This is a genomic window from Neorhizobium sp. 2083, from assembly GCF_031455615.1.
Taxonomy (GTDB): domain Bacteria; phylum Pseudomonadota; class Alphaproteobacteria; order Rhizobiales; family Rhizobiaceae; genus Neorhizobium.
Map to the genome: position 1 here is coordinate 162489 of NZ_JAVDTC010000010.1, position 23327 is coordinate 185815.

The 23327-nt window shown below is 64.3% G+C and carries 20 protein-coding genes and 2 riboswitches; of the genes, 9 read left to right on the forward strand and 11 right to left on the reverse strand.

All coding sequences use genetic code 11. The annotated features are described in order from the left end of the window. Positions 1-21 precede the first annotated feature (21 nt). Both cobW and J2X76_RS28630 read right to left on the reverse strand, forming a co-directional pair. Positions 22-1059, reverse strand: a complete 1038-nt coding sequence (cobW, locus tag J2X76_RS28625; protein ID WP_113125265.1) for a cobalamin biosynthesis protein CobW — start codon at positions 1057-1059, stop codon at positions 22-24. Then, complete coding sequence (locus tag J2X76_RS28630; RefSeq protein ID WP_310220900.1) at positions 1056-1466, reverse strand: DUF1636 domain-containing protein; 411 nt, start codon at positions 1464-1466, stop codon at positions 1056-1058. Before J2X76_RS28630 ends, cobW begins: the two co-directional genes overlap by 4 nt. Positions 1467-1569: 103 nt before the next feature. Beyond that, positions 1570-1791: riboswitch (cobalamin riboswitch) on the reverse strand. A 59-nt stretch (positions 1792-1850) separates the two neighbouring features. Next, positions 1851-2063, forward strand: a riboswitch (cobalamin riboswitch). A gap of 36 nt (positions 2064-2099) precedes the next feature. Here J2X76_RS28630 and J2X76_RS28635 point away from each other — a divergent pair. Genes J2X76_RS28635 through J2X76_RS28650 form a run of 4 tightly spaced genes read left to right on the forward strand, consistent with a single transcriptional unit; the run spans position 2100 to position 5138 of the window. After that, a complete protein-coding gene (locus J2X76_RS28635; protein WP_046668186.1) occupies positions 2100-2276 on the forward strand; it encodes a CbtB-domain containing protein in 177 nt (58 codons plus the stop codon). A gap of 13 nt (positions 2277-2289) precedes the next feature. Further along, positions 2290-3054 (forward strand): CbtA family protein, encoded by a 765-nt coding sequence (locus J2X76_RS28640; RefSeq protein WP_310220902.1) that lies wholly within the window; start codon positions 2290-2292, stop codon positions 3052-3054. Then, positions 3051-3665, forward strand: coding sequence for a cob(I)yrinic acid a,c-diamide adenosyltransferase (gene cobO, locus J2X76_RS28645; RefSeq protein ID WP_310220904.1), 615 nt, complete (start codon positions 3051-3053; stop codon positions 3663-3665). Before J2X76_RS28640 ends, cobO begins: the two co-directional genes overlap by 4 nt. Positions 3666-3668: 3 nt before the next feature. Then, a complete protein-coding gene (locus tag J2X76_RS28650; protein ID WP_310220906.1) occupies positions 3669-5138 on the forward strand; it encodes a cobyric acid synthase in 1470 nt (489 codons plus the stop codon). On the opposite strand, the gene cbiB is transcribed toward J2X76_RS28650, so the two are convergent. Further along, positions 5122-6087, reverse strand: a complete 966-nt coding sequence (gene cbiB, locus J2X76_RS28655; protein ID WP_310220908.1) for an adenosylcobinamide-phosphate synthase CbiB — start codon at positions 6085-6087, stop codon at positions 5122-5124. The genes J2X76_RS28650 and cbiB overlap by 17 nt on opposite strands. Here cbiB and cobD point away from each other — a divergent pair. Further along, positions 6086-7126 carry a threonine-phosphate decarboxylase CobD gene (gene cobD, locus J2X76_RS28660; RefSeq protein WP_310220910.1) on the forward strand — a complete coding sequence of 347 codons (1041 nt, stop codon included), beginning with the start codon at positions 6086-6088 and terminating at the stop codon, positions 7124-7126. The genes cbiB and cobD overlap by 2 nt on opposite strands. Here cobD and J2X76_RS28665 read toward each other — a convergent pair. Genes J2X76_RS28665 through J2X76_RS28675 form a run of 3 tightly spaced genes read right to left on the reverse strand, consistent with a single transcriptional unit; the run spans position 7107 to position 10990 of the window. Continuing rightward, entirely contained in the window at positions 7107-8105 is a 999-nt protein-coding gene (locus J2X76_RS28665; protein WP_113125258.1) for a P1 family peptidase, read from the reverse strand. The genes cobD and J2X76_RS28665 overlap by 20 nt on opposite strands. A 3-nt stretch (positions 8106-8108) precedes the next feature. After that, complete coding sequence (locus J2X76_RS28670; RefSeq protein WP_310220911.1) at positions 8109-9650, reverse strand: aldehyde dehydrogenase family protein; 1542 nt, start codon at positions 9648-9650, stop codon at positions 8109-8111. 56 nt (positions 9651-9706) lie between these two features. Next, positions 9707-10990 carry an FAD-binding oxidoreductase gene (locus J2X76_RS28675; protein ID WP_310220912.1) on the reverse strand — a complete coding sequence of 428 codons (1284 nt, stop codon included), beginning with the start codon at positions 10988-10990 and terminating at the stop codon, positions 9707-9709. Positions 10991-11088: 98 nt separating this feature from the next. On the opposite strand from J2X76_RS28675, the gene J2X76_RS28680 reads away from it, so the two are divergent. Together J2X76_RS28680 and J2X76_RS28685 are read left to right on the forward strand one after the other, a co-directional pair. Beyond that, the gene (locus J2X76_RS28680; RefSeq protein ID WP_310220913.1) at positions 11089-12027 is read left to right on the forward strand and encodes a LysR family transcriptional regulator; all 939 of its coding nucleotides are present in this window, start codon (positions 11089-11091) and stop codon (positions 12025-12027) included. A gap of 53 nt (positions 12028-12080) precedes the next feature. Then, positions 12081-12317 carry an Lrp/AsnC ligand binding domain-containing protein gene (locus tag J2X76_RS28685; protein WP_007765628.1) on the forward strand — a complete coding sequence of 79 codons (237 nt, stop codon included), beginning with the start codon at positions 12081-12083 and terminating at the stop codon, positions 12315-12317. A gap of 57 nt (positions 12318-12374) precedes the next feature. Here J2X76_RS28685 and J2X76_RS28690 read toward each other — a convergent pair whose 3' ends face one another. The 3 genes from J2X76_RS28690 to purU form a co-directional block, all read right to left on the reverse strand. Then, entirely contained in the window at positions 12375-12572 is a 198-nt protein-coding gene (locus J2X76_RS28690; RefSeq protein ID WP_113125254.1) for a hypothetical protein, read from the reverse strand. A gap of 431 nt (positions 12573-13003) precedes the next feature. After that, positions 13004-15649 carry an aminotransferase class III-fold pyridoxal phosphate-dependent enzyme gene (locus J2X76_RS28695; protein ID WP_310220919.1) on the reverse strand — a complete coding sequence of 882 codons (2646 nt, stop codon included), beginning with the start codon at positions 15647-15649 and terminating at the stop codon, positions 13004-13006. Positions 15650-15734: 85 nt separating this feature from the next. Continuing rightward, positions 15735-16619 (reverse strand): formyltetrahydrofolate deformylase, encoded by an 885-nt coding sequence (gene purU / locus J2X76_RS28700; RefSeq protein WP_310220921.1) that lies wholly within the window; start codon positions 16617-16619, stop codon positions 15735-15737. Between the two features lie 310 nt (positions 16620-16929). Between purU and J2X76_RS28705 the strand changes: the two genes are divergently transcribed. After that, positions 16930-17979 carry a glycoside hydrolase family 5 protein gene (locus J2X76_RS28705; protein WP_310220923.1) on the forward strand — a complete coding sequence of 350 codons (1050 nt, stop codon included), beginning with the start codon at positions 16930-16932 and terminating at the stop codon, positions 17977-17979. Between the two features lie 81 nt (positions 17980-18060). Next, complete coding sequence (locus tag J2X76_RS28710) at positions 18061-19893, forward strand: alpha/beta fold hydrolase (protein ID WP_310220925.1); 1833 nt, start codon at positions 18061-18063, stop codon at positions 19891-19893. On the opposite strand, the gene J2X76_RS28715 is transcribed toward J2X76_RS28710, so the two are convergent. Both J2X76_RS28715 and J2X76_RS28720 read right to left on the reverse strand, forming a co-directional pair. After that, positions 19861-22326 (reverse strand): glycosyl hydrolase 2 galactose-binding domain-containing protein, encoded by a 2466-nt coding sequence (locus J2X76_RS28715; protein ID WP_310220965.1) that lies wholly within the window; start codon positions 22324-22326, stop codon positions 19861-19863. The two genes, J2X76_RS28710 and J2X76_RS28715, sit on opposite strands and share 33 nt — an antisense overlap. 14 nt (positions 22327-22340) lie before the next feature. Continuing rightward, on the reverse strand, positions 22341-23324 hold the full coding sequence (locus tag J2X76_RS28720) for a DUF1839 family protein (protein WP_310220927.1): 984 nt from the start codon (positions 23322-23324) through the stop codon (positions 22341-22343). Positions 23325-23327 lie beyond the last annotated feature (3 nt).

Genomic DNA, 23327 nt, shown 5'->3' on the forward strand with positions numbered 1-23327 from the left:
AGACTGCTTTCCTACGGCCGATCAGGCGGCCAGCATCCTTTCGATCGCGGCGCGGTCGATGCCTTTTTCGCCGATGACGACGAGGCGGCTCGCCCGCGTTTCGCCCGGCGCCCAGGCGCGGTCGAAATAGTGGTTCACCCGCGATCCTACCGCCTGGACCTGCAGGCGCATCGGCTTGTTCGCGACTTCCACGAAGCCTTTTATGCGCAACACATTCTCTGCTTCCGCCGTGGCGGAGATGCGGGCTGCGAGGCTCTCGGCATCGGCTACCGCGGCCAGATCGACGACAAAACTATCGAAATCGTCGTGATCGTGATCCAGTTCGTCGTCGTGATGGGTCTTGCGGTTTTCGATATCGTCCTCGACGGCAAGGCCGAGCCCGATCAGCACGGCCGGGTCGATGGCGCCGTTGGCGGCCGAGACGATCTTGACGGCGCGCGGCAGATGGGCGGAGACGCGGTCTTTGGCGGTGGCAAGGCCGGCGACGTCGAGAAGGTCGCTCTTGGTGAGCACGATCATGTCGGCGCAGGCGACCTGGTCCTCGAACACTTCCTCGACCGGATCGTCGTGATCGATCGAGCCGTCCGCCTGCCGCTGGGCTTCGAGCGCCTCGTGGTCGTCGGCAACGCGGCCTTCGGCAAGCGCCAGCCCATCGACCACGGCAATGACGCCATCCACCGTCACGCGCGCCTTCACATCCGGCCACTGGAAGGCCTGGACGAGCGGTTTTGGCAGCGCGAGGCCGGAGGTCTCGATGAGGATGTGGTCGACACGCGGTTCGATGGCCAGGATCTGGTCGATCGCCGGCACGAAATCATCCGCCACGGTGCAGCAGATGCAGCCGTTGGCGAGTTCGATGATGTTGTCCTCGGGGCAGCTTTCGATGCCGCAGCCCTTCAGTACGTCGCCATCGATGCCGACATCGCCGAACTCGTTGACGATGATCGCCAGCCGCTTGCCCTTGAGGTTCTCGATCAGGTTGCGGATCAGCGTGGTCTTGCCGGCTCCCAGAAACCCGGTGACGACGGTGCAGGGAACGCGGTCGAACGAAACGCTCATGATGGCATGTCCTCGTGATGATGAAAGGGTGGAATGCGGGCCGTCATGCCCTTGCCGCGCAGGCAGGCCGGGCGGCCGCGAAGGGGAAGGAAACCGCGCTCGTCCTCGGCCAGCATCATCGCCCCGGTAACGATGTCATCGACATTGTCGAGCGACAGATGGCCGAAGACATAGGACCAGCCGCTGCGGTGGTTGAAAGCCGCGCTCGGGCTCTTTTCGCAATTGGCAAGGCAGGTGACGGGCTTCACCGCGATCGGCTTGCCGGCGGCCGCATCACGCAGCGCCGCGATCAGCGCGATGCCGGGCCGGATTTCGCTATCAGACTCGTCGCGGCAGTTGGTGCAGACGAAGATCGTAACATCGGCCGGGTCGCCGCTTGCCGGATCATCTGGTCGGAGGTCACTCATCGGTCAGCCGCGTTCCCGCCGGGGTCGAAAATCGGGGCGCGGAGCAGGAGGCCAAAACCCCCTGCGGTGATCGAGAAACTTCCTCCGGAGCACCCCGCCCGGTGAAGCAGAATTGTCGGACGGCAGGTCTCCTGGCTCGCGGGTCGACGCCATTTGCCTGCCTTCCCGGTTTCCCAGTGGCTTGACGGCCGAACGGCCGTTTTAGGCAATGGCTCGCCGCCTACAGTTGCGGGGGCAGCCGCGGCATTGACCCTGAAAGGGTCGCACCGCATTCTCTCTTAGCCCTCCCCGTTGCCGGAAAGGGACCATCTCCTTCCAAGTACGCCCGGTCGCACGCCCATGTCAATGCGTCGCAAAGGCGATTGCCGTGACGCCGAATTCGTCTATAGTGGCCGGGCCTATGGTGCCCGAAAGGGTTTAGAGGGAATGCGGTGCGACGGAATTTCGACGTCCAACCCGCGGCTGCCCCCGCAACTGTAAGCGGAAAGTCTTGACCCAAAACGGCCGTTCGGCCGTCAAGCCACTGGGAAACCGGGAAGGCGGGACAAGGCGTCCGATCCGCGAGCCAGGAGACCTGCCAAAGGCGGCAAAGAACTTGAACGGCCCTCGGGTGGAGGGCGAAAGGACGAGACCATGGTTACGAATTCTGCTGCAACTGCAGTCAGCCTCTCCGCTTCGAAGATCATTCCCCTCAGCATGACGGCCCTGCTCGGCCTGTTCATCGTCGGCTTTGTCGGCTTCTCGCATCTGGAAGTCGTCCACAATGCCGCCCATGACACGCGCCACTCGCTCGCCTTCCCCTGCCACTGAGGAGATCTCCCAAATGTCGCTGTTTCGTAACATCGTCTTCACGGCGGTGATCGCCGGACTGTTGTCCGGATTGCTGCTCACCGTGATGCAGAGCTTCTCCACCGTGCCGCTGATCCTCAAGGCGGAAGTATTCGAAAATGCCGCACCCGAGGCGGGCCACAGCCATGACGCTGCACCCGCGGCAGCCGGTACAGCGGCACCTGCTGCCGATCACCATCATGAAGAAGAGGCCTGGGCTCCGGCCGACGGTTTCGAGCGCTTCATCTATACGCTCGCCGCAGACATGCTGTCCGGCATCGGCTTCGCCCTCGTCCTGGTCGCGGTTTCGGAAGCATTCGGCGGTTTCAGGGGCTGGCGCGGCGGCCTGATGTTCGGCATTGCCGGCTTCCTCACCGTCATCCTTGCGCCCGGCCTCGGCCTGCCGCCGGAACTGCCCGGCATGCCGGCAGCCGAACTCGGGCCGCGCCAGGTCTGGTGGGTCTCGACGGCTCTCTGCACCGCGATCGGCCTCGGCCTGCTCGTCTATACGCGCTCCGCCGTGTTCGCGGCCCTGGCGATCGTACTTCTTATCGCTCCGCATCTCGTCGGCGCGCCGCTGCCGCCCAGCCATGAAACGGCGGTGCCGATGGATCTCTATGCCCGCTTCGTCAACGCGGTCTATGCCACCAATCTGGTGTTCTGGGCCGTGCTCGGCGCGCTTGCCGGCGTGGTCCGCGAACGATTCCGGGCCGGCGAGGAAGTTTCTGCCGGGACCCCGGCGAAGCTTGCTTCCCGGTGAAGGAGATCGACGAGGCCGCGGCCGAGCGTCATCGCGGCAAGATGGCGAACCGCAAGGCGGTGCAGGATGCTGAAGTGGCGGAGAAGACCCGGGAAAAGGGTCTTCTCATCGTCCATACCGGATCCGGCAAGGGCAAATCCACCGCCGCCTTCGGCCTTGCACTGCGCATGCTCGGCAATAACCGGCGGGTCGGCGTCGTACAGTTCATCAAGGGTGCATGGTCGACCGGGGAGCAGCCGGCGCTTGCCGTCTTCGGCGATCGTGTCGTCTGGCACACGATGGGCGAAGGTTTCACCTGGGAGACCCAGGACCTGAAGCGCGACGTCGCGGCGGCGGAAAAGGCCTGGGAAAAGGCGCTCGAACTGATGTCGGACGAGACGATCGGGCTCGTCATCCTCGACGAACTGAATATCGCCCTTCGCTACGATTACCTCGATCTCGAAAAGATCGTCGCCGCATTGCAGGCACGGCGGCCGGACCTGCATGTGGTCGTTACCGGCCGCAATGCCAAACCGCCGCTCATCGAGGCGGCCGACATGGTCACCGAGATGACGCTGGTCAAGCACCACTTCAAGGCGGGCGTGAAGGCCCAGGCCGGCATCGAGTTCTAGGTCATGGTTCCGGTCACTCCAGCTCGGGCGCTGATGTTCCAGGGAACGGGTTCGGATGTGGGCAAGTCGCTGGTCGTCGCCGGGCTTGCCCGCGCCTTTGTGGCTCGCGGCCTGAAGATCATGCCGTTCAAGCCGCAGAACATGTCGAACAATGCGGCGGTCACCGCCGATGGCGGCGAGATCGGCCGGGCACAGGCGCTGCAGGCGCGGGCGGCGGGCGTGCCGCTCAGCGTCCATATGAACCCGGTGCTCCTGAAGCCGCAGAGCGAGGTCGGCGCGCAGGTCGTGGTGCAGGGCAGGGTCGAAGGCAATGCCAGGGCTGCCGAATACCAGAGCCTCAAACCGGCGCTGATGCCACGGGTTCTGGAAAGTTTTGAAATCCTCCGCAATCAGGCTGATCTCGTTCTCGTCGAGGGCGCCGGGAGCGCCTCGGAAATCAACCTGCGCCGGAACGACATCGCCAATATGGGATTTGCGCGGGCAGCCCAGGTGCCGGTGGTGCTGATCGGCGATATCGATCGCGGCGGGGTGATCGCCAGCCTTGCCGGCACGAAGCTGGTGCTCGATCCCGAGGACGCCGCGATGATCCGGGGTTTCATCGTCAACCGGTTCCGGGGCGATCCAGAACTGTTTGCCGAGGGCATGCGCATGATCGGGGACCTTACCGGCTGGCAGTCGATCGGGCTGTTGCCGCATTTTGCCGACGCGTCCCGGCTGCCGGCGGAAGATGCGCTCAGCCTCGCTGCGCCTTCGCTGCGCAAGGCGGGTGCGAAGATCAGGATCGCGGTGCCGATCCTGCCGCATATCTCCAATTTCGACGATCTCGATCCGCTGGAGGCGGAGCCGGATGTCGATCTCATCCGTGTCCGATCGGGGCAGGTCATTCCCGGCGATTGCGACCTCGTGCTGCTCACCGGCTCGAAAGCGACGATATCCGACCTGCAGGCGCTGAAGGCCGCGGGCTTCGACGTGGATATCGCAGCGCATGTCCGCCGCGGCGGGCGGGTGCTTGGTCTCTGCGGCGGCTATCAGATGCTCGGCAAAACGATTTCCGATCCGGAAGGAACGGAAGGGCCGGCGGGGTCGATCGAGGGGCTGGACCTGCTGGATGTCGAGACGGTTCTCGGAGGCGACAAACGGCTGGAGGCCGTCGCGGGAAAGAGTTTCGACGGAATTTCCCTCTCCGGTTATGAAATGCATATCGGGCGAACCACCGGTGCCGATTGCGCCCGGTCTTTTGCGACAATCGGCAGAAGTCCGGAAGGTGCGATATCGGCGGATGGCCGGGTATGGGGGACCTATCTCCATGGGCTGTTTTCGGACGATAGGCAGCGATCTGCCTGGCTGACGCGGCTGGGCGGGGCGGCATCCGGCCTTGACTATGAGGCCGGGGTCGATGCGGTGCTCGACCGGCTGGCCGCGCATATGGAAAAGCACCTCGATCTCGACGGGCTGCTCAGACTTGCCAGATGATCAGCGCCAGAAGGCCGAAAAGGCCGATCAGCAGCGCGTCGGCGATGCGGGCGAGCTTCAGCGCGCGACTTATGTCGTTGGCATTGAGCTCGGAGCGGCCGCCTTCGCCCATGAAACGGGCCTCGATCATCCGGCCACCGTAACTGCGCGGGCCGGCGAGCGCTATGCCGAGCGCGCCGGCCATCGCCGCTTCCGGCCAGCCGGCATTGGGCGAACGGTGATGGCGGGCATCCCGCCTGATGGCGCGGATCGCGTTGCCCGGCGAAGCGCCATCGATAAAACCCGCCGCGACCACGAAAAGAAGGGCGCTCAGGCGCGAGGCGGGCAGGTTTATGAGGTCGTCGAAACGCGCCGCCGCCCAGCCGAACGCCTCGTAGCGCGGCGATCTGTGGCCGATCATGCTGTCGGCGGTATTGGCCGCCTTGTAACCGACGCCGCCGGCAAGGCCGAATATTCCCATCCAGAAGGCCGGCGCCACGACGCCGTCGGAAAAATTCTCCGCCAGGCTCTCGATCGCCGCGCGGCAGACGGCGGCTTCGTCGAGCTTTTCCGGGTCGCGTCCGACAATCTTCGACACGGCCTTCCGGCCGGCTTCGAGTCCTGCCTGTTGCAGCGCCGTCGCGACGGCTTCGACATGGGTCTCGAGGCTCTTTTGAGCAGGCAGGCTGGCCGCGAGGAGAACCAGCAGGACCGGCCCGACAGGGATCAGCATCAGGTCGTATTGGATCACCAGGCCGAGCAGGATGGTGATGCCGAGGAGCGCCAGAAGCGCAAGGATGCCCTTTCGCCTGCGCGTGGAGAAATCGTCGCTTTCGCGATTCAGGTCCCGGTCGAGCCGCGATATCAGCGCGCCGATCCACGTGACCGGATGGCCGATGCGCCGGAACAGCCAGTCCGGGTAACCGACAATGCGTTCCACGATCAGGGCAGAAAATGCGAGAAGGAACATGAACGTGACAGGCCCTGAAACTGGCGGTGGAATTGGCGATCCGATACAGCACGGCGGCAACCTTTCCCGTGCCCGGGCGCTGTTTGGCCAAGCGCTGGAACCCTGGGTCGATCTCTCCACCGGTATCAGCCCGCATTCCTATCCGCATTCGCCGCTGCCCGGCAATGTTTTCGCGCGACTGCCTGAGGTCGCATCGGCCGAAAAGCTGAAAGCTTTGGCCGCCGGCGCTTACGGCGCGCCCTCGACGGCGCATGTGGCGGCGGGGCCGGGGACCCAGATCCTGCTGCCGATGGTCGCGGATCTGGTTGTCGGGAAAGGCCGGGCCGCGGTTCTCTCCCCGACTTATGCGGAGCATGCCCGGGCGGCGCGGCTGGCCGGCTTCGAGGTTTTGGAAACGGCTGATCTGAATCGGTTGGCGGAAGCGGACCTCGCCGTCATCGTCAATCCCAACAACCCGACCGGCCGTATCGTCGGGCGCGACGAACTTCTGGCGCTCGCCGCAATCATGCGTGGCAAGGGCGGGCTGCTGGTCGTCGACGAGGCCTTCATGGATGTGTCGGAGGCCTCGAGCGTCGCTGATGCGGTGGATGCCGGGGGGCTCGCGGTGCTGCGGTCCTTCGGCAAGTTCTACGGCATGGCCGGCCTGCGGCTCGGCTTCGTGATTTCTCACCCGGAAACCGTCGCGAGAATCGAGAGCCGGCTCGGTCCATGGGCGGTGTCGGGTCCGGCATTGCATGTGGCGAACGAAGCGCTCGGCGACAGCCAATGGCGGCAGGCGATGCGGATGAGGCTGAAAGAGGACGCGACGCGGCTGGATGCTTTGCTCGCCGCTGCCGGCATATCCGTCATGGGCGGAACGTCGCTGTTCCGGTTCATCCGCGATCCGCGCGCGCAGGCGATCTTTCGACACCTCGGAGAGCACGGCATTCTGGTACGCCGGTTCGAGGAGCGGCCCGATGATCTCCGGATTGGCCTTCCCGGCGAAAGCGACTGGCCCCGACTGGAGGAAGCATTGAAGACTATCGAGCGGGCGAAGTGAATCTGTCGCGCCAGGCGGCCTGGGCGTTGGCAACGGGCAGGGCCGTCGCTTCGTAGACGCCACGGGCGACGGCGCGGGCGGTCACCAGCGTCGCCAGATGGCAGATCTCCATGAAATCCGCTGGGTCGTTCAAAGGCTTTGCGCCTGTTGCCGCCGAAAAGACCGTGTCGCCATCGAAGGGGAGATGCGCCGGCAGGATCGCGCGGGCGAGGCCGTCATGGGCGAGGATGGAAAGCCGGTGTGCCTGCGCCTTGGTCAGCACGGCATCGGTGACGACGACGCCTATTGTCGTCGACGTCACGTTGCGGCCCTTGAGGCGCATGCGATTGTCGAAGGCCGGAGGCAGACCGAGCCCGCCGAACTCCTGGTTTTCTTCGAAGGGAGACGCCCAGAAATGCGGACCTTCGCCTATTGTCGCAGAGCCCAGGGCATTGGCGGCCATGAGCGCCGCAACCCAATGGCCGGATGAAGTCCTGGCGCTGGCCGAGCCGATACCGCCTTTGAAGGTCGCCGTTGTGGCGCCCGTCCCGGCTCCGACAGTTCCGAGTGCGAACGGCCCTTTTGCGGCAGCTCCGAACGCCTCGTAACCCATGTCGCGATATGGCGAATGCAGGCCCCAGTCCTTATCGCCGCCGTTCAGCAGGTCCATCAGGATCGCTTGAGGCACGATCGGCACGCGGACGCTGCCGACCTGGAAACCGCGGCCGATCTCGCGCAGGCCCGATTGCACTCCGCCGGCCGCATCCAGCCCGAAGGCCGAGCCGCCGGACAAGACGAAAGCATCGACCGTCTGCACGGTCATGGAAGGATCGAGCAGCGCGGTATCGCGCCCGCCCGGCGCGCCGCCGAGTACTGAGCCGGAGGCGATCGCCGGTTCGTCGAACACGATGGCCGTGACCCCCGAACCCAAGGCAAGATCGGTGGCATGGCCAACAGCCACGCCTTCGATGTCGGTCAGCAGGTTCATGGGCTCGGCCATCGGTTATTCGATGTCGAACTTGACGCCCTGCGCGAGCGGCAGGGTGCGGCCGTAGTTCAGCGTGTTGGTGGCCCGGCGCATATAGGTGCGCCAGGCGTCTGAGCCGGATTCGCGGCCGCCGCCGGTTTCCTTCTCGCCGCCGAACGCGCCGCCGATCTCGGCGCCGGAGGGGCCGATATTGACGTTGGCGATGCCGCAATCCGAGCCTCGGGCGGAGACGAAGGTCTCGGCTTCGCGCATGTCGTTGGTGAAGATCGAGGAGGAAAGGCCCTGCGGCACGTCGTTATGCAGCGCGAGCGCCTCATCGAAGCTCGAATATTTCATCACGTAAAGGATCGGCGCAAACGTCTCATCTTTCACCGGGCCGGTCTGGGCCGGCATTTCGACGATGGCGGGGCGGACGTAGTAGGCGTCGGCCGCCTCGTTCTGGTGGACGCGTTCGCCGCCGGTCACCTTGCCGCCTTCGGCCTTGGCGGCATCCAGCGCCTTTTGCATCTTGTCATAGGCCATCTTGTCGATCAGCGGGCCGACGAGGTTGCCGTTTTCGAGCGGGCTGCCGATCGTCACGGACTGGTAGGCCTTGGCGAGGCGCGGCACCAGCGTTTCGTAAACGCTGTCATGCACGAAGAGGCGGCGAAGCGAGGTGCAGCGCTGGCCGGCCGTGCCCATGGCGGCGAAGGCGACGCCGCGCAGCGTCAGGTCGAGATCGGCGGTCGGGGCGACGATCGCTGCATTGTTGCCGCCGAGTTCGAGCAGCGAGCGGGCAAAACGCGACGCGAGCCGCGGGCCGACGGCGCGGCCCATCGCCGTCGAGCCGGTCGCCGAAACCAGCGGGATCCTGTCGTGATCGACCAGCACTTCGCCGATGTCGCGGCCGCCGATCAGCAGGGTCGAGAGGTTCTTCGGCGCCTTTCCGCCGTCGGCGACGAAACGGGCGAGCGCCTTTTCGAAGATCGCCTGGGTGGCGAGCGCGGTGAGCGGCGTCTTTTCCGACGGCTTCCAGACGGTGGAATTGCCGCAGACGATGGCGAGCGCGGCATTCCAGGACCAGACGGCGACCGGGAAGTTGAAGGCGGAAATGATGCCGATCGCACCGAGCGGATGCCAGGTCTCCATCATCCGGTGCTCGGAGCGCTCGGTGGCGATCGTCAGGCCGTAGAGCTGGCGGGAAAGGCCGACCGCGAAATCGCAGATGTCGATCATTTCTTGCACTTCGCCGAGGCCTTCGGAGGTGACCTTGCCGACTTCGATCGATACGAGCCGGCCGAGCGCTGCCTTGGCCGCGCGCAGCTCCTCACCGAGCAGGCGGATCAGTTCGCCACGCTTCGGGGCCGGCACCAGCCGCCATTCCAGAAACGCCGCGTGGGCGGCGTCGATCGCCTTTGCGGCGCTGGCAGTGGTTTCTTCCGGCAGTCTGCCGATTTCCAGGCCGGTGATCGGCGAGCGGACGGCAAGCGTGCCGCCCGTATAGCTTTCGGCCTTGACGCCGAGATCGCTCAGAATGGTTTTCACCTCAGCGGCGAGATCGAGAGTGGCGAGCGTCATATCAGTCTCCGGGTGTCGAATTTGCGTCAATGTACAAATCGGCTGCGGTTTCGCAATCAGAACCGTTCGCCGGTGAAATGGGCGATCTGCGCGCCCGCTTCATAATAGGCTTCCTTCATGGCCCTAAAGCCGGCTTCCTGAACCTCGGTCAGCGGCAGCGGCAGGTCGGCTTCCGAAACCTCGCCGAGGATATGGCGCGCCAGCAGCTTGCCGAACGTCGTGCCCGGCGCGATGCCGCGACCATTGTAGCCGGAAAAACCGAGGACGTTGCGGCCGAATTTGTGGAAACGCGGCAGGGCGTTGTCGGTCATGCCGATCTGGCCATACCATTCCGCCTCGAATTCCACGTTTCCGAGCTGGGGGAAGAGCCGTTTCAGAGAGCGCCGTGCCCAGCTCTTGTGGATCGCCGTTCCGGTGCCGCGCAACGCGCCGACCGAACCGAAGACAAGCCGGCCGGCCTGGTCCATGCGGAACGAGGAGAGGATGTCCCTGGTGTCCCAGCAGCCTTCCCGGCCCGGCAGGATCGAACGGCGCAGGTTGTCGCCGAGCGGCGTGGTTGCGAGGTTGAAATAGGGCAGATAGACCTGCTCGCGGCGCACCTGTTCCCACGGGCCGGTGCTGTAGGCGTCGGTGGCAACGATGATCCAGTCCGCCGTCACTTCTCCGGCGGCAGTCCTGACGACCTTCCGGCCGTTGACGTCATCCGTGCGGGTCACAGCGCTGCCGGTATGGAGCCTTGCGCCGGCCTTCACCGCCGCATGGGCGAGGCCGCGGGCATAGGCGAGCGGCTGCAGCGTGCCGGCGCGCATGTCGAGCAGGGATCCGGCATAGGCGCCGGAACCGACCCGCCGCTCGGTTTCGGCGGCGTCGAGCAGGGTCACCGGGGCGCCGCGCGCCTGCCATTGCCGGGCGCGTTCTTCCAGCTCCTTCAGCCCTTCGGGACCAACCGCGCAGTGCAGCGTGCCGTTCTTTTCCAGCTCGCAGGCGATGGCGTATTTCTCTATCAGTTCGCGGACGAGAGCGGGACCGTTGCCGAGCAGATCGAGCAGGCGCTCGCCGTGGACGGGACCGAGTTCCTTCGGAAAATCGTCGGGCATGACCCACATGCCGGCATTGATGAGGCCGACATTGCGTCCCGCCCCGCCGAAACCGATCTCCGCGGCTTCGAGCAGTACGACATTGGTTCCCGCTTCCGCGAGATGCAGTGCCGCCGACAGGCCCGTGTAACCGCCGCCGACAATCACCACGTCGGCCGATATCGTCTCCTCCAGCCGGCGTGTCGCCGGCGGAGCAGGAGCGGTCTTTTCCCAGAGGCCGTGAGAGCGGGGATCGTTCAGCATGAGGATTGTCCGGGAGCGTTGATCGCCAACTCTTTACAGGCAGCCTTTATCGATGAATATCGACATGTTCTCAACAGGTCATTCGCTGGAGGAATGACATGCTGCCGCCCCGGCGTTTTCTTCCCTCATTCTCGCTGCTGTCGGCCTTCGAGGCGGCGGCGCGCACCGGCAGCGTCACGGCGGCGGCGAACGAGCTCGGCCTCACCCAGAGCGCCGTCAGCCGCCAGATTTCGGCGCTGGAAAAGCAGCTCGGCGTGGCGCTGTTCCTGCGCGAACGCCAGACGATCCGGCTGACGCTCGCCGGCGACGGTTATGCCCGAGAGGTGCGCGAAGCGCTCAGGCGCATCTCGCATGCATCGCTCAACCTCAGGGCCAATCCTTCCGGTGGCACGCTGAACCTCGCCATCCTGCCGTTTTTCGGCACACGCTGGCTGACGCCGCGAATCGGGCGGTTTCTCGATGCGCATCCCGGCATGGTGGTGAATTTCATCACCCGGCTCGAGCCTTTCGACTTCCGGTTCGACACACTGGATGCCGCCATTCATTTCGGTGGGGCCCGCTGGCCGGGCGCGGCGCTCACTTTCCTGATGGATGAGGAAGTCGTGCCGGCCTGCAGCCCGGAATTCAGGATCAGGCATGATCTTCAAACGCCGGCCGATGTGCTTGACGCGCCGCTTCTCCATCTCAATACGCGGCCGGATGCCTGGGAATTGTGGTTCTCGAAGAACCGGATCGCATTCGATTCATTGCATGGCATGCTTTTCGACCAGTTCATGACCATGGTGGAGGCGGCGGCCGCCGGGCTCGGTGCGGCGCTGTTGCCGCGGTTCCTGATCGACCGGGAACTGGAGCGGGGCCTGCTGGTGCCGGCCGTAGATGCCGAAAGGATGGAAACCGGACAATATTATCTCGCCTATCCGCCCGACCGAGCCACCTATCCGCCGCTTGCCGCCTTCCGGGACTGGATCACCCAGGAAATTCAGAGCCAAGAGAATCATCGGGATGTGCTTGCGAATGGCGGCCGCATCGGCCAATAGTCGGGCATGTCCATCATGATCGCGAAGGCGATCCGACCGACGGGAAGACGTCCATGAAACCTATTTTCGTCCAGCTCCGCTGCAAGCCCGGCAAGACCTACGAGGTCGCCGACGCGATCTACAAGACCGAGCTCGCGTCCGAACTCTATTCGACCAGCGGCGACTGGGATCTGCTGTTGAAGGTCTATATCAAGGACAATGACGAGATCGGCCGCTTCGTGAACGAGAAAATCGCTTCCATCCCGGGCATCGAGCGCTCGTTGACGACGATGACTTTTACCGCGTTCTAGGCGCGCAATAAAAAAGCCGCCCCTGGGGCGGCTTTTTGGGGTTGTTTCCAAAAGATCTCAGGCATGCGCCGCGGAGGCGCCGTTGCGCGAGCGAACCAGGTCGCGGATCGCGAGGCGCACTTCGTCCGCCGAGCCGAAACGCTGTTCGTCCAGATCGATGACATGGAATTTGACGGCGATGAACTTCAGCCGATCCGCGTCAGGAATGACAATACCGACGGGCTCGCCGCCGAATTCGATTACTTGCTTCTGCATGGCAGACTCCCGCTATGGCTGCTTGCGACGCAGCTCTGGCGAATGAAATTTTCAGGAACGATTGAACTGAAGCGTTACATTCGACAGCACGGAAGGGAGCGGCGATCCGTGCCATTCATGTCAAACGCGATCTCACCAAAGGTGGCGACGCGGATGAATTTAAACATGTCACTCTCCCTCATAGCGATGCGCGAAAACCGGCCAGACTCAGAGTCTGCCGAATGAAAATCATCTGTAAGCGAATCCCACAGATTGATCAACGAAAATCAGTCTACCTAGAATTTTTTTCCGACTGATGACAGGAAGAAGGCTGAATTGTGAAATTTCATTCGCGATTCTTAACCGCTGCCTGCCGACCCTCAAGTAGGTGGCTTTTTCAGCCAAGCAAGGATCGGGAGCGGAAAATTTCCGTCGAGGGCGGGTCGGCGAACTCAACTTTCCGAGAGCAGGGTCTCGATCCGATCCGCGAGCCTGTCCGCACTTTCGCGGCTGAGGCACAGGGGCGGACGCAGAACGATGCGCTTCGGGGTGCTGTCGTCCACGATAAAGCCGGGCCGCAGCCGTTCGCCGAGATCGGCCGCCTCCTCGGCGAGCTCGACCGCGAGCAGCAGGCCGCTGCCGGTTACGTCAACGATCGCGGGAAACCGCTCGGCGAGGCCTTCGAGCCGTGTCTTCAGGTGGCTGCCGATCTCGCGGGTGTTTTCCCGCAATTGTTCGTCCCTCACGACATCCAGCGCCGCCAAGGCCGCTGCGGCCTTGACCGGACAGATGGCCGGGCGGTGTTCGTGCGGGGAAAGACTGGCCGCGATTTCCGGCCGCGTCATTACAAGTGCAGGCGTGCCTCCGTCCGGCCCGTCCGCGACCAGGATGTCAGGTGCAAGGCCCCGGTGCGAGAAACCCCAGGTGTGATGGCCGACTCGGCCGTAGCCGGTGCCGGTTTCGTCGACAATCAGCAGGCCCGCCTTCTCCTTCAGTTCAGTCAAGGGATCGCCCGGATGGGCGGCCTCGCCATAACCTTCCGCCAGCGCTGCCGCGACATCCTCGAGGTCGTGGATCATGTCGGCAGCGGTCCCGATCGACGGAACGGGGAAGAAGTCCGGGTCCCGGCGATCCAGCCTGATCCCCGGCAGGCCGACGATCCGGCCCTTGTTCGTGTAGGCGCGGGCAAGCCGGAAGGCGAGATCGAGGGCTTGATCGCGTCCGGCGGCAAAAGCGACATGGCTCAACCCTTCAGGCGCAAGCTCGGCCAGTTGCGCGCGCAAAACCTCTTCAGGCTCCGACGGCTGGCCAGTCGTGCGGTTGAGCAGCAAGGCCTGGCGGTAGGTCGCGGCAGCAGGACGCGGATGCCCGTGGCCGATCAGCGGGGCCTGGCCGCCGAGGTCGAGCGCCGTGCGGCCCGTTGGATCGAAGAGATATTCCTTCCAGCCGCGAACCGCCTGGTCGGAGTGTCTGGGCGCCGGAGCATTCGCGTCGATGCCGAGCAGCGCCGAGGGCGAGGGGCATAGTCTCGACCAGGTGCCGACCTCCGAAGGTTTGCAGAAGAGCGGCGGCACGAGATCCGGATCGAGGCAGAACCTGAGCCGCAGGCCGCCGACGGAATTGTCGGCCCCGGCAATCACGCCAAGCGGATCGCCGGCCGCGAGTTCAGTCTCTTCGGCAAGCGTGCATTCGAGACCTTCGACATGCAGGGTCAGGTCGCGGCCAGCGAGGACGAGGCGGGGGCCGGCGCTTTTCAGCGTGCCCGCGAAGGGGGCCACCGCCACCGTCCGGGCGGGTATGCAGGCATCGATATGAAGCGCGAAACTCTCCGGCGCCTGTTGCGGATCGGTGAGGCTTTTCGACAGGCGGTATTCGCCGTAGCGGGTGCAGGCGCGGCCGGTCTCCCAGGCGATATGGGCAAGCAGCTTCCAGTCGTTGTCGGCATCCGTCCAGTTGCCGCCATAGAGGAGCGGGCTGGTGACGCTCAGGTCCACCATCCGGAAGGTCTCGGGGTCGATATCGGGCAGCAGCCGGCCGATCTCCGGCAACGGCTTCGCCGTTCCCGTTGCATCGAGAATGGCTGCCAACACCTGCGCCGGTGAAACCGAGGTTGCACCGGTCAGCACGGCACGGCGTTTCTCGGTCTCCTGCCTGGCCTGAGGATCATCGGGCGAGCGGGCCTGCCGGCTCTCGGCTTCCGCCGCGAGAATGCCGGTGCGGGCGACGACCAGCGGCCACAGCGCTTCGATTTCGCCTGGAGTGAGCGGGTGGATCTCATGATAGGCACGGATCGCCGGCAGCAGCGCGAACGGATCTCCGTCGCGGTCGGCGAGAAGGTAGGCGCAGGTATTGGCGAAGCCGGCGACCAGCCAGCCGTTGGAAATGCCGGTAAAATCCGTCACGCCGGTCGGCAGCCATGTGCCGTCCGTTTCTTCGCCGATGACGGTTCCGGCATTCAGGTTCTGGTGCGCGGCCGCGACCCTCAGGCTCGGGCCCAGCGGCTGGATGCGCCGAAGTGCCGTCACCATCGCCTTGGCGATCACATCGCGGATGTCCTGGTCGGTGACCGCTGACAACAGAGAGACCGTCTGGGGGCCTGCCTTGCGCAGGTCGCCCTCCGGCTCGCGCTGCAGGACCGGATGGTCGAAATCCTGGAGGCTTTTTGCAAGCGCCGCCGAGATCGCCCCAAAGGCGGCAATGGATCGGTCGGAAAGTTTTTCACCCGTCGGCGGCGGTTCGCCTTCGAGAAAGGTGAGGAGGCGGATGCGCCGGTCTTCGCCGCCGAGCGGCAGGACGAGCATGTCGCCGCCGTCCTTGGCCATCACGGGTTCGGGAACCCGCGGCCCGTCCGGACTGCGCAGGATATGGCGCATCAGGGCGTGTTCGGCCTCGATCTCCTCGACGGGGCCATCGGCGGGCGCCACCTTGAGCAGATACCGCATATGACCGTTGTCGATCAGGAAATAGGGGTTCTGCCGCCCCTCGATCGGGAAAACCTGGCCCGATAGCCCGTAGTGGTCGCGCAGAAGGTCTTCGATCGCGTCGATCGAGAGGTCGTTCGAAGGAGGCTCTATGAGTTCTGGCAGGACGTCGGACATGAACCTCTCCGGAAGGGCGCTTCCGAAGAGGATAGAGCGTTAAAGACCCGCGTCCATAGGCCTTTTTACCGACTTTGGCTAAGGCTCAGCCCATGCGCTCCGAGGCATAGGAACCGGGGCTCGGCGGGAAGACCACGGTGCGGTTGCCGTTGATGAAGGTGCGGTGGTGGATGTGGGCGTGGATGGCGCGCGCCAGCACCTGGCTTTCGACGTCGCGGCCGAGCGAAACATAGTCGTCGGCGCTCTGGGCGTGGGTGATGCGCACCGTATCCTGCTCGAGGATCGGGCCTTCGTCGAGATCGGCGGTGACGTAATGGGCCGTCGCGCCGATCAGCTTGACGCCGCGCGTGTAGGCCTGCTTGTAGGGGTTGGCGCCCTTGAAGCTCGGCAGGAACGAATGGTGGATATTGATGATCTTGCCGGACATCTTCCTGCAGAGGCCATCGGAGAGAACCTGCATGTAGCGGGCCAGCACGATGAGCTCGGTGCCGCTCTGCTCGACGAGATCGAGGAGCTGGGCTTCGGCCTGCGGCTTGTTTTCCTTCGTCACCTTGATGTGGTGGAAGGGAATGTCGTTGTTGACGACCAGCTTCTGGTAGTCGAAATGGTTGGAGACGACACCGACGATATCGATCGGCAGGGCGCCGATCTTCCAGCGGTAGAGCAGGTCGTTCAGGCAGTGGCCGAAACGGGAGACCATCAGGAGAACCTTCATCCGCTCGGCGGTGTCGAAGATCTCCCATTCCATCCCGAACCGGTCGGCGATCGGCTTGAAGCCTTCGACGAGGACGGGGCGCTCGGCGCCTTCCTCGGAAAGGAAGCTGACGCGCATGAAGAACTTGCCGGTGTCGAGGTCGTCGAACTGGGACGAGTCGATGATGTTGCAGCCTTGTTCGGCCAGAAAGCCGGATATCGCTGCGACAATGCCCCGCGTTGTCTTGCAGGATACGGTCAGGACATAACTCTTCATCTCAATTCTCCCTCCTCCGCCATCGGTTGGCCATTTCGTGTATACATAAAAAGGGCGTTGGACAATATCCAGCCCTTCCGGAAAAGGAAAATAGCCCAACGACGCCCGGTCTCACTCCGGAAATGTGTACAGCGTATCTCAAGATCCGTTTGTGTTGGCTTCCATGGCCCGACCTTAAAGCCGGCCGTACAAAATTCCGTTCCCTTTGCGCCGTCGGCGCGCGCATCACCGCCGCGGAGGCTGCTTCGGCAACGATTCGCATTTGCTAAAGGTTATGGTGGCAGGTTGCGGCTTCGCATTGGAGGAAGACTTGCAGAAGAGGTCCCCAAAATTCGGTCGCCACGTCTCGCGCCTGCTGGGCGCCCTGGTGTCCTTGGCGGTGGTGAACGGTTCGGCCGAAGCAAAGACCGCCTGCCTGCGCGGCATAAACCTTGCGGGCGCCGAGTTCGGCGATCTCGGCGATGCCTACGGCAAGGGTTATGTCTATCCCTCCAAGGAAACGATCGACTATTTCGCTGCCAGAGGTTTCAACACGGTGCGCCTGCCGTTCCTTTGGGAAAGGCTGCAGCCGCTTCTCTACAAGGAGCTCGATGCCGCCGAGCTCGAACGGCTGCGCGGCACCGTCCGGCTGATCCGGGCGAGCGGCATGGCCGTCATTCTCGACCCGCACAATTACGGCCGGTTCCGGGGCCAGCCGATCGGCTCCGAAACGGTGCCGCAAAGCGCCTTTGCCGATTTCTGGCGGCGGCTTGCCGCAGCCGTCGCCGGCATCGACGGGATCGCCTTCGGTTTGATGAACGAACCCTACGACATTGCGGCCGAGGACTGGCTTTCAGCCGCCAATAGCGCGATCGGCGCGATCCGCCAGACGGGATCCGGCAATCTCGTGCTGGTGCCGGGAACGGCCTGGACCGGTGCCCATAGCTGGCTCGCGGGCGATTACGGCACGCCGAATGCATTGGTGATGCTCGACATTTCCGATCCGAAGGACAACTACGCCTACGAAGTCCACCAATATCTGGATGCGGATTTTTCCGGCAAGAATACCGAATGTTCGCGGGCGGCCGAGGCGGTCAAGGCGATAAGCGATGTCGGCGGCTGGCTTCGGAAACATGGCCAGCGCGGATATCTCGGCGAATTCGCAACGCCTGCCGCTCCGGAATGCCTGCCGGCACTTGCGGAGATGGTCAGAACGGTGGAGCAGGGCCCCGACGTCTGGCTCGGCTGGTCCTATTGGGCCGGCGGCGACTGGTGGCCGGAAGACGAGCCGCTCAACATCCAGCCGACCAAAGGCGGCGACCGGCCGCAGATGCAGGTCCTCTCCCGCATCTTTTCGGAACAGTCGGCCTGCGACCGGTAAAATCGCCCCGGACAATTTAAGTCTTTATGAGCAAAACTGGGCGTATTGCTGGTATAGTGATGGAAATTGCCGGCATTCGCCATGATGGACGCCCGAAATAAGTCCCCGACCGCCGGGGAGATATCGCCGCTGCTGCCCCGCGCGGCTGCCGAACCGTTGACCTTCGACGGAACGGTCGGACTTTTCACGCCGCCGTCGGCCGGAACCCAAGCGTCCAACCTTGCTGTCCTCTTCGCCAGCCCGTGGGGGCTGGAGGAAATGTGCACGCGCAAGTTCTGGCGCATCATTTCGGAAAAGCTGGCCGATCGCGGTATTGCCAGCCTGCGATTCGATTATCCCGGCACGGGCGATGCATTGGACGAGATCGATTTCCAGGCCGGCCTTTCCGTCTGGTCCGACAGTCTGGTCTCCGCCTCCGCCCACCTCAAGGCGCTTTCGGGCTGCGAGCGCATCGTCGTCGTCTCACAGGGGCTCGGGGCGATCGTTGCCACCAAGGCCGCCGAGGCGATCGAAGCGCTCGACGCCATCGTTTATATGGCGCCGGTCGTTTCCGGGCGTCTGCATCTCCGCGAGCTCGCGGTCTGGTCCAAGGTGGTCGATGAGAATCTCGGCCTCACGGACGGGCAGTACAACAAGACCGGCGTCTCCATTGCGTCGCTGACCATGCCCGGCGAGATCGCCGAGGAGGTCCGCAACGTCAACCTGCTGGGCGTCGACCGGCCGCCTGCCGGGCGGGTCCTGGTCATCGGCCGTGCAGACCATCCGGCCGATATGGAATTTGTCGCGCGGCTCCGGGCGCTTGGCGCGGACGTGGATGAACAGGCGTTCGAAGGTTATGACAAGCTCGTCTCCAATCCGGTGATCGTGAAACTGCCGCTGACGGTCGCCGATAACCTGACGGACTGGATCGCCGCGCTGCCGTCGGAACCTGCTTCCCCGACATCACGCCTGCCGGTGCCGCCCGCGCCGCTTACCGGGGACGGCTTTGCCGAAACGCCGACACGCTTCGGTACCAACGGCCGGCTCTCCGGGGTGCTCTGCGAGCCGCTGCACGGCCGCTCGGGCGCGACGGTGCTTTTCCTGACATCCGCCTATGACCGGCATGCCGGCTGGGGCCGCGCCACAGTGGCTCTCGCTCGCGCGCTGGCGCGGTCCGGCATTCCGTCGCTTCGTTTCGATACCGCCAATGTCGGCGACAGCCCACCGGTGCCCGGCCGGCCGGACCAGGTTCTCTATCATTCGGACCAGAATGCCGACGTATCGGAAGCGATCGATTTTCTCGAAACCCGGCGGCTGATGCCGGTGGTCACCGCCGGTCGTTGCAGCGGCGCCTTTCTGGGCTTCCGGGCATCGCTGGTGGAACCGCGGATAGCCGGCAATGTTTCCGTCAATCCGGCGGTCTTCCGCTGGCGTCCCGGTCGCTCCGTCGAGGATATGATCGTCAACGGCGCGCGCAGCCTTCGCGACTACCGAAAGCGGGCTCTGCGGGCCGAAACCTTCAGGCGCATCCTCAGGGGCGAGGTCAAGGTCGTCACCGCGGCCCGCAATATCGCCAAGGGCATCGGCAACCAGGCCAAGGGCAAGGTCCTGCACGCCTTCCGCAGTTTCCTGCCGGAAGGGCGGGCGATCTACGGTGCTTTCCGCACCCTCCACCATCGCGGCATTCCCGTTTCGCTGATTTACAGCGAGAACGATCTCGGTCTCGAACAGTATGATTTCTATTTCGGCCACGACGGGTCGGGGCTGGTCCGTTTTCCGAACGTGACGCCGCAGATCATTCCGAATGCCGATCACAACCTGACGCCGGAGCATGCCCGCAAGGTCTATCTGGAGACATTGAGAAAGATGGCTTTCCGCTTCCCTCTGGAAGAGGACGCCTATTCAAAAACGCGCGATTCGGCCGCCGCCGAGTGACCGGATCGTGCCGGCCGGTCTGCCGGCGGCGTCGGGGAGCGGGTCAAGGCGGATTCGTCTGATTGCGCCCGGCGCCAGATGGAAGCCATTGTCGCAGGCGCGGTAACCGGCGCATTCGATACGGACCGACTGGGCGAAGACATCGCTCGAAAGCTCCAGCCAGAACTCTCCGCCATCCTCGGCGACCGAAACGGTGATTTCGGCATCATGCAGGGCCTGCGCGCGCCCGAGCGGGAAATGATGCGCCTGCGCCAGAATTTCCCCGGTTTGCGCATCTCTCAACCGCGCCACCGTCACGTCATGAGAGGGCGGGCCGAAACGGTAGGCGTAGTTCGTGTCGAAGAAGGCGCCGAACAGGTCGGTCGCGGCGAGGCTTCTGCTGCTTCGGGCGGCAAGCGTGAGGTCGCGGCGACCCGACACGACGGACATTCGGCCTTCCCGCAGGCAGGTTACTTCCAGAACCACCGGCAGGTCGGCCGGAGTTTCGTTGACAAGATGGACATCCAGCCCATTGGTGCCCTCGTCGGCAAACACGGCCTGGACCGGGCGGAAGGCCCGTTTCAGCGCGAACCAGGCGGGTTTCGGCGTTCCGCCGACGTCGACCACGCCCCAGCCGGGCCCCGGCATGACATCCTGGAAGGTGAAGGCGAGCGCGCCGTTGCAGGTGGAGCCCGGCCGCCGCCATTCGGCAAAAGCCGCTTCCATCACTTCGCCGGTCACGGCGCGCGAAAAGTCAAGATAGCGTTCCGGCTGCTCCGCGCGCAGCGTCTGCGGATCAAGGTCGTAAAGCCTGCCGAGATAGTGGTCCCGCACATCCTCGAAATCCCAGTCGGCTCCCACGTCCCGTGGGATCCCGGCCTTGCCGCCGGCCAGCGTTTCCGCGTCCGAAAGGTTGGAGAAGGCCAGGCACTCGGCCGCGAAACGGACATCCGCCCGCCGGGCATCCTCCAGCGGCTGCTTGTAGGCGCCGACGCCGTAATAATGCGCCACGCCGGCATTCGGGTAAAAAGGCTGCGCGCCGCCACAGGGGGAATTCGCGACATAGGGCAGGTCCGGCCGGTATCCCGCGGCCAAAGCAGGAAGCACGTCTTCGCAGAGGGGACCTTTCCAGATCCGTTCGGGCATGCCCAGCATGGCGCCCTGCTGGTAGATCTCGCTGCCGCCGCAAAGGACGGCAAGCGACGGCGAGGCTCCAGTCGCCGCAAGGAACTGCTCCACCTCCGATTTCACGTGAATCAAGAAATCCGGGTCGGCGACGGGATAGTCGAAATTGGCGAACATCAGGTCCTGCCAGACCAGGAGGCCCAGTTCGTCGCATAGGGCGAAAAACTGCGGGCTTTCATAGGTCGCGATGCCCGGAATGCGGATCATGTTCATGCCCGCGTCTCTTGCGAGCCGAAGCCAGGGTTCGTAGCTCGCGCGGTCGCCGGGCAGCTTGACGATGTCGGCGGACGTCCAGACGGCACCGCGGCAGAATATCTTCTCACCATTGACGATGACGGCGAAATCGTTGCCGTGCGGGCCGCGTTCGACACTCAGGCTTCGGAAGCCCGTGCGCACCAGCGGGAATTCCTCGCCATCGGCTTCAAGTACGACGTCATAGAGTGCCGGTTCGCCATGGGTATGCGGCCACCAGGGTTTTATATCCGGCAGGCGAAGCACGGCCGAATATCGCTCGCCGTCATTCGCGAAATGCGTCTCGGTGCCGTTGCAGAGGAGCCGGAGATCGCGGTGCGGCCCGTCAAACGCAAAGCTGACTTTCAGAATGCCTGCCCCGCTTTCATCAAGCTCGGCGGATATGGCAAGTTTCCCTTTCTCCCCGACGGAAAGAAGGTCGGCTGCGGGGCCGGATGGGAGAGGCGAGGCCAGGCGATTATCGGCCGCTCTGATCACCGAAACCGGCCGCCAAGGCCCCACCGCATGAACCTGCGGGCTCCATCCCGGCATGAAACCGAGCGCGGTGGTGCGGATCAGGCGCAGGCCCTGGCTGGTCATCAGCCGCGGCCGCCAGCGGGCGCGGGGGCCGGTCTTTTCCAGATGCGGTTTCAGCGCTCGAAAGCAGATCGACAGGGTTTGCGTGCCGCTCAGCTCGACCGGCACGTCGTGGCTTTCGAACATGCTTGCCGACGACAGGATCAGCGTCTCGTCGAGGAACGCTTCGGCCACGGTCGCAAGCCCGGCGAACCTCAAGACTGCCGGTCCCGGCGTTTCGCCCGCAAGCGGGCGGCGATACCAGGCATCCCTATCGATCAGCGGTTCGGGATTGTCGCGGTCGAAGCGACCGGCAGCTTCCAGGGCGGCGGCGACCGTGCCGGGGACGATGGCCGGGATGGTGTCCGATCCGGAGGGAAGGTCGCCCGGCCGCGCGCAGGCACCCGGTTCGGTCATCGTCAAAGACCAGCCTTCGGCGAGAAGGCTGGTCTTTGATCCCATGACGGAAAGAAGGCTCACGCGGCCTCGCGGGCTTGGGTCAGCGTCAGCGCCAGATCACCCATCAGCAGATCCCAGGCATCGGCGGCCGGATCGAGTGCCGTTGCCAGCGGTTCGAATTTCTTGCGGGTGACGGCGCGGGCCAGCTGGAACTGGGTGGATTTCGCAACCTCCGAAATCTTCAGCGCCTGTTGCTCCGCTTGCGCGAAGGTCTTGCGGTTCAGCCAGGCCAGATGGCTCGCCAGAAGCTCGAAATTGGCGCCGACCTGCCGGAGCGTGTTGAAGGCATATTTGTGGAAGAAGCCGAAATCCCGGTCGGCTATGCGTTCCACCTGCGCCGGGAAGACCTTTGCGAAGGCACGGAGGGGATTGTCCTGCGGCCGCCGGGCAAAATGATGCCGCAGAAGCTTCCAAGCCGTTTCGCGAATTTCGCCGGCGTCCGGATAGGCTGCGGGGAATTTTGCGAATTCGGTATAGGGCAGGAAGGGCAGCGCGTCCGGCGCCGCGTCGAGCTGGAACAGTCCGTCGAAATCCCCGGCCGACAGCGAGAAGAAGCCGCCATTGTGGAAATAATCGAGCTCCCGCTTTTCGAGGTCGAGGCGGTTGACGGCCACCGTCGTCTTGCCATGTTCCTGGCGATAGGCAACGCCGCGGGTATCGGGCAGGTAAAAGCTGTCGAGCTCGAGCAGCGTCAGCCGGCCGCGGCGGACCTGTTCCATGACGTGCCATTCCGGCCGGTCGAAGATCGCAAGCTCGGTGACGCGGATGCCGAACAGGGTTTCGAGATCCTCCAGCGGCACCTTGAAGAAGGTGAACTGGTCGCCCTCGAAATCCTGGGTCAGGGTGAAGCCGAGCATGGCCTCGGGCGGCAGGCCCTGTGCCGACAGCACCTCGATCCACAGATCGACGTAACAATTGGTTTCCGGCCACATGCGCTCGGCGGAATGGAGCGCATGTGTCGCGTAGTTCGCCGGATCGAGACCGGGAAAAACCGTCGTCATCGG

Bases quoted from the DNA above. Each gene is read 5' to 3' on its own strand.
- cobW (WP_113125265.1), bottom strand. From the start codon at position 1,059: ATGAGCGTTTCGTTCGACCGCGTTCCCTGCACCGTCGTCACCGGGTTT.
- J2X76_RS28630 (WP_310220900.1), bottom strand. From the start codon at position 1,466: ATGAGTGACCTCCGACCAGATGATCCGGCAAGCGGCGACCCGGCCGAT.
- J2X76_RS28635 (WP_046668186.1), top strand. From the start codon at position 2,100: ATGGTTACGAATTCTGCTGCAACTGCAGTCAGCCTCTCCGCTTCGAAG.
- J2X76_RS28640 (WP_310220902.1), top strand. From the start codon at position 2,290: ATGTCGCTGTTTCGTAACATCGTCTTCACGGCGGTGATCGCCGGACTG.
- J2X76_RS28650 (WP_310220906.1), top strand. From the start codon at position 3,669: ATGGTTCCGGTCACTCCAGCTCGGGCGCTGATGTTCCAGGGAACGGGT.
- cobD (WP_310220910.1), top strand. From the start codon at position 6,086: ATGAACGTGACAGGCCCTGAAACTGGCGGTGGAATTGGCGATCCGATA.
- cbiB (WP_310220908.1), bottom strand. From the start codon at position 6,087: ATGTTCCTTCTCGCATTTTCTGCCCTGATCGTGGAACGCATTGTCGGT.
- J2X76_RS28665 (WP_113125258.1), bottom strand. From the start codon at position 8,105: ATGGCCGAGCCCATGAACCTGCTGACCGACATCGAAGGCGTGGCTGTT.
- J2X76_RS28670 (WP_310220911.1), bottom strand. From the start codon at position 9,650: ATGACGCTCGCCACTCTCGATCTCGCCGCTGAGGTGAAAACCATTCTG.
- J2X76_RS28675 (WP_310220912.1), bottom strand. From the start codon at position 10,990: ATGCTGAACGATCCCCGCTCTCACGGCCTCTGGGAAAAGACCGCTCCT.
- J2X76_RS28680 (WP_310220913.1), top strand. From the start codon at position 11,089: ATGCTGCCGCCCCGGCGTTTTCTTCCCTCATTCTCGCTGCTGTCGGCC.
- J2X76_RS28685 (WP_007765628.1), top strand. From the start codon at position 12,081: ATGAAACCTATTTTCGTCCAGCTCCGCTGCAAGCCCGGCAAGACCTAC.
- J2X76_RS28690 (WP_113125254.1), bottom strand. From the start codon at position 12,572: ATGCAGAAGCAAGTAATCGAATTCGGCGGCGAGCCCGTCGGTATTGTC.
- J2X76_RS28695 (WP_310220919.1), bottom strand. From the start codon at position 15,649: ATGTCCGACGTCCTGCCAGAACTCATAGAGCCTCCTTCGAACGACCTC.
- purU (WP_310220921.1), bottom strand. From the start codon at position 16,619: ATGAAGAGTTATGTCCTGACCGTATCCTGCAAGACAACGCGGGGCATT.
- J2X76_RS28710 (WP_310220925.1), top strand. From the start codon at position 18,061: ATGATGGACGCCCGAAATAAGTCCCCGACCGCCGGGGAGATATCGCCG.
- J2X76_RS28715 (WP_310220965.1), bottom strand. From the start codon at position 22,326: ATGGGATCAAAGACCAGCCTTCTCGCCGAAGGCTGGTCTTTGACGATG.
- J2X76_RS28720 (WP_310220927.1), bottom strand. From the start codon at position 23,324: ATGACGACGGTTTTTCCCGGTCTCGATCCGGCGAACTACGCGACACAT.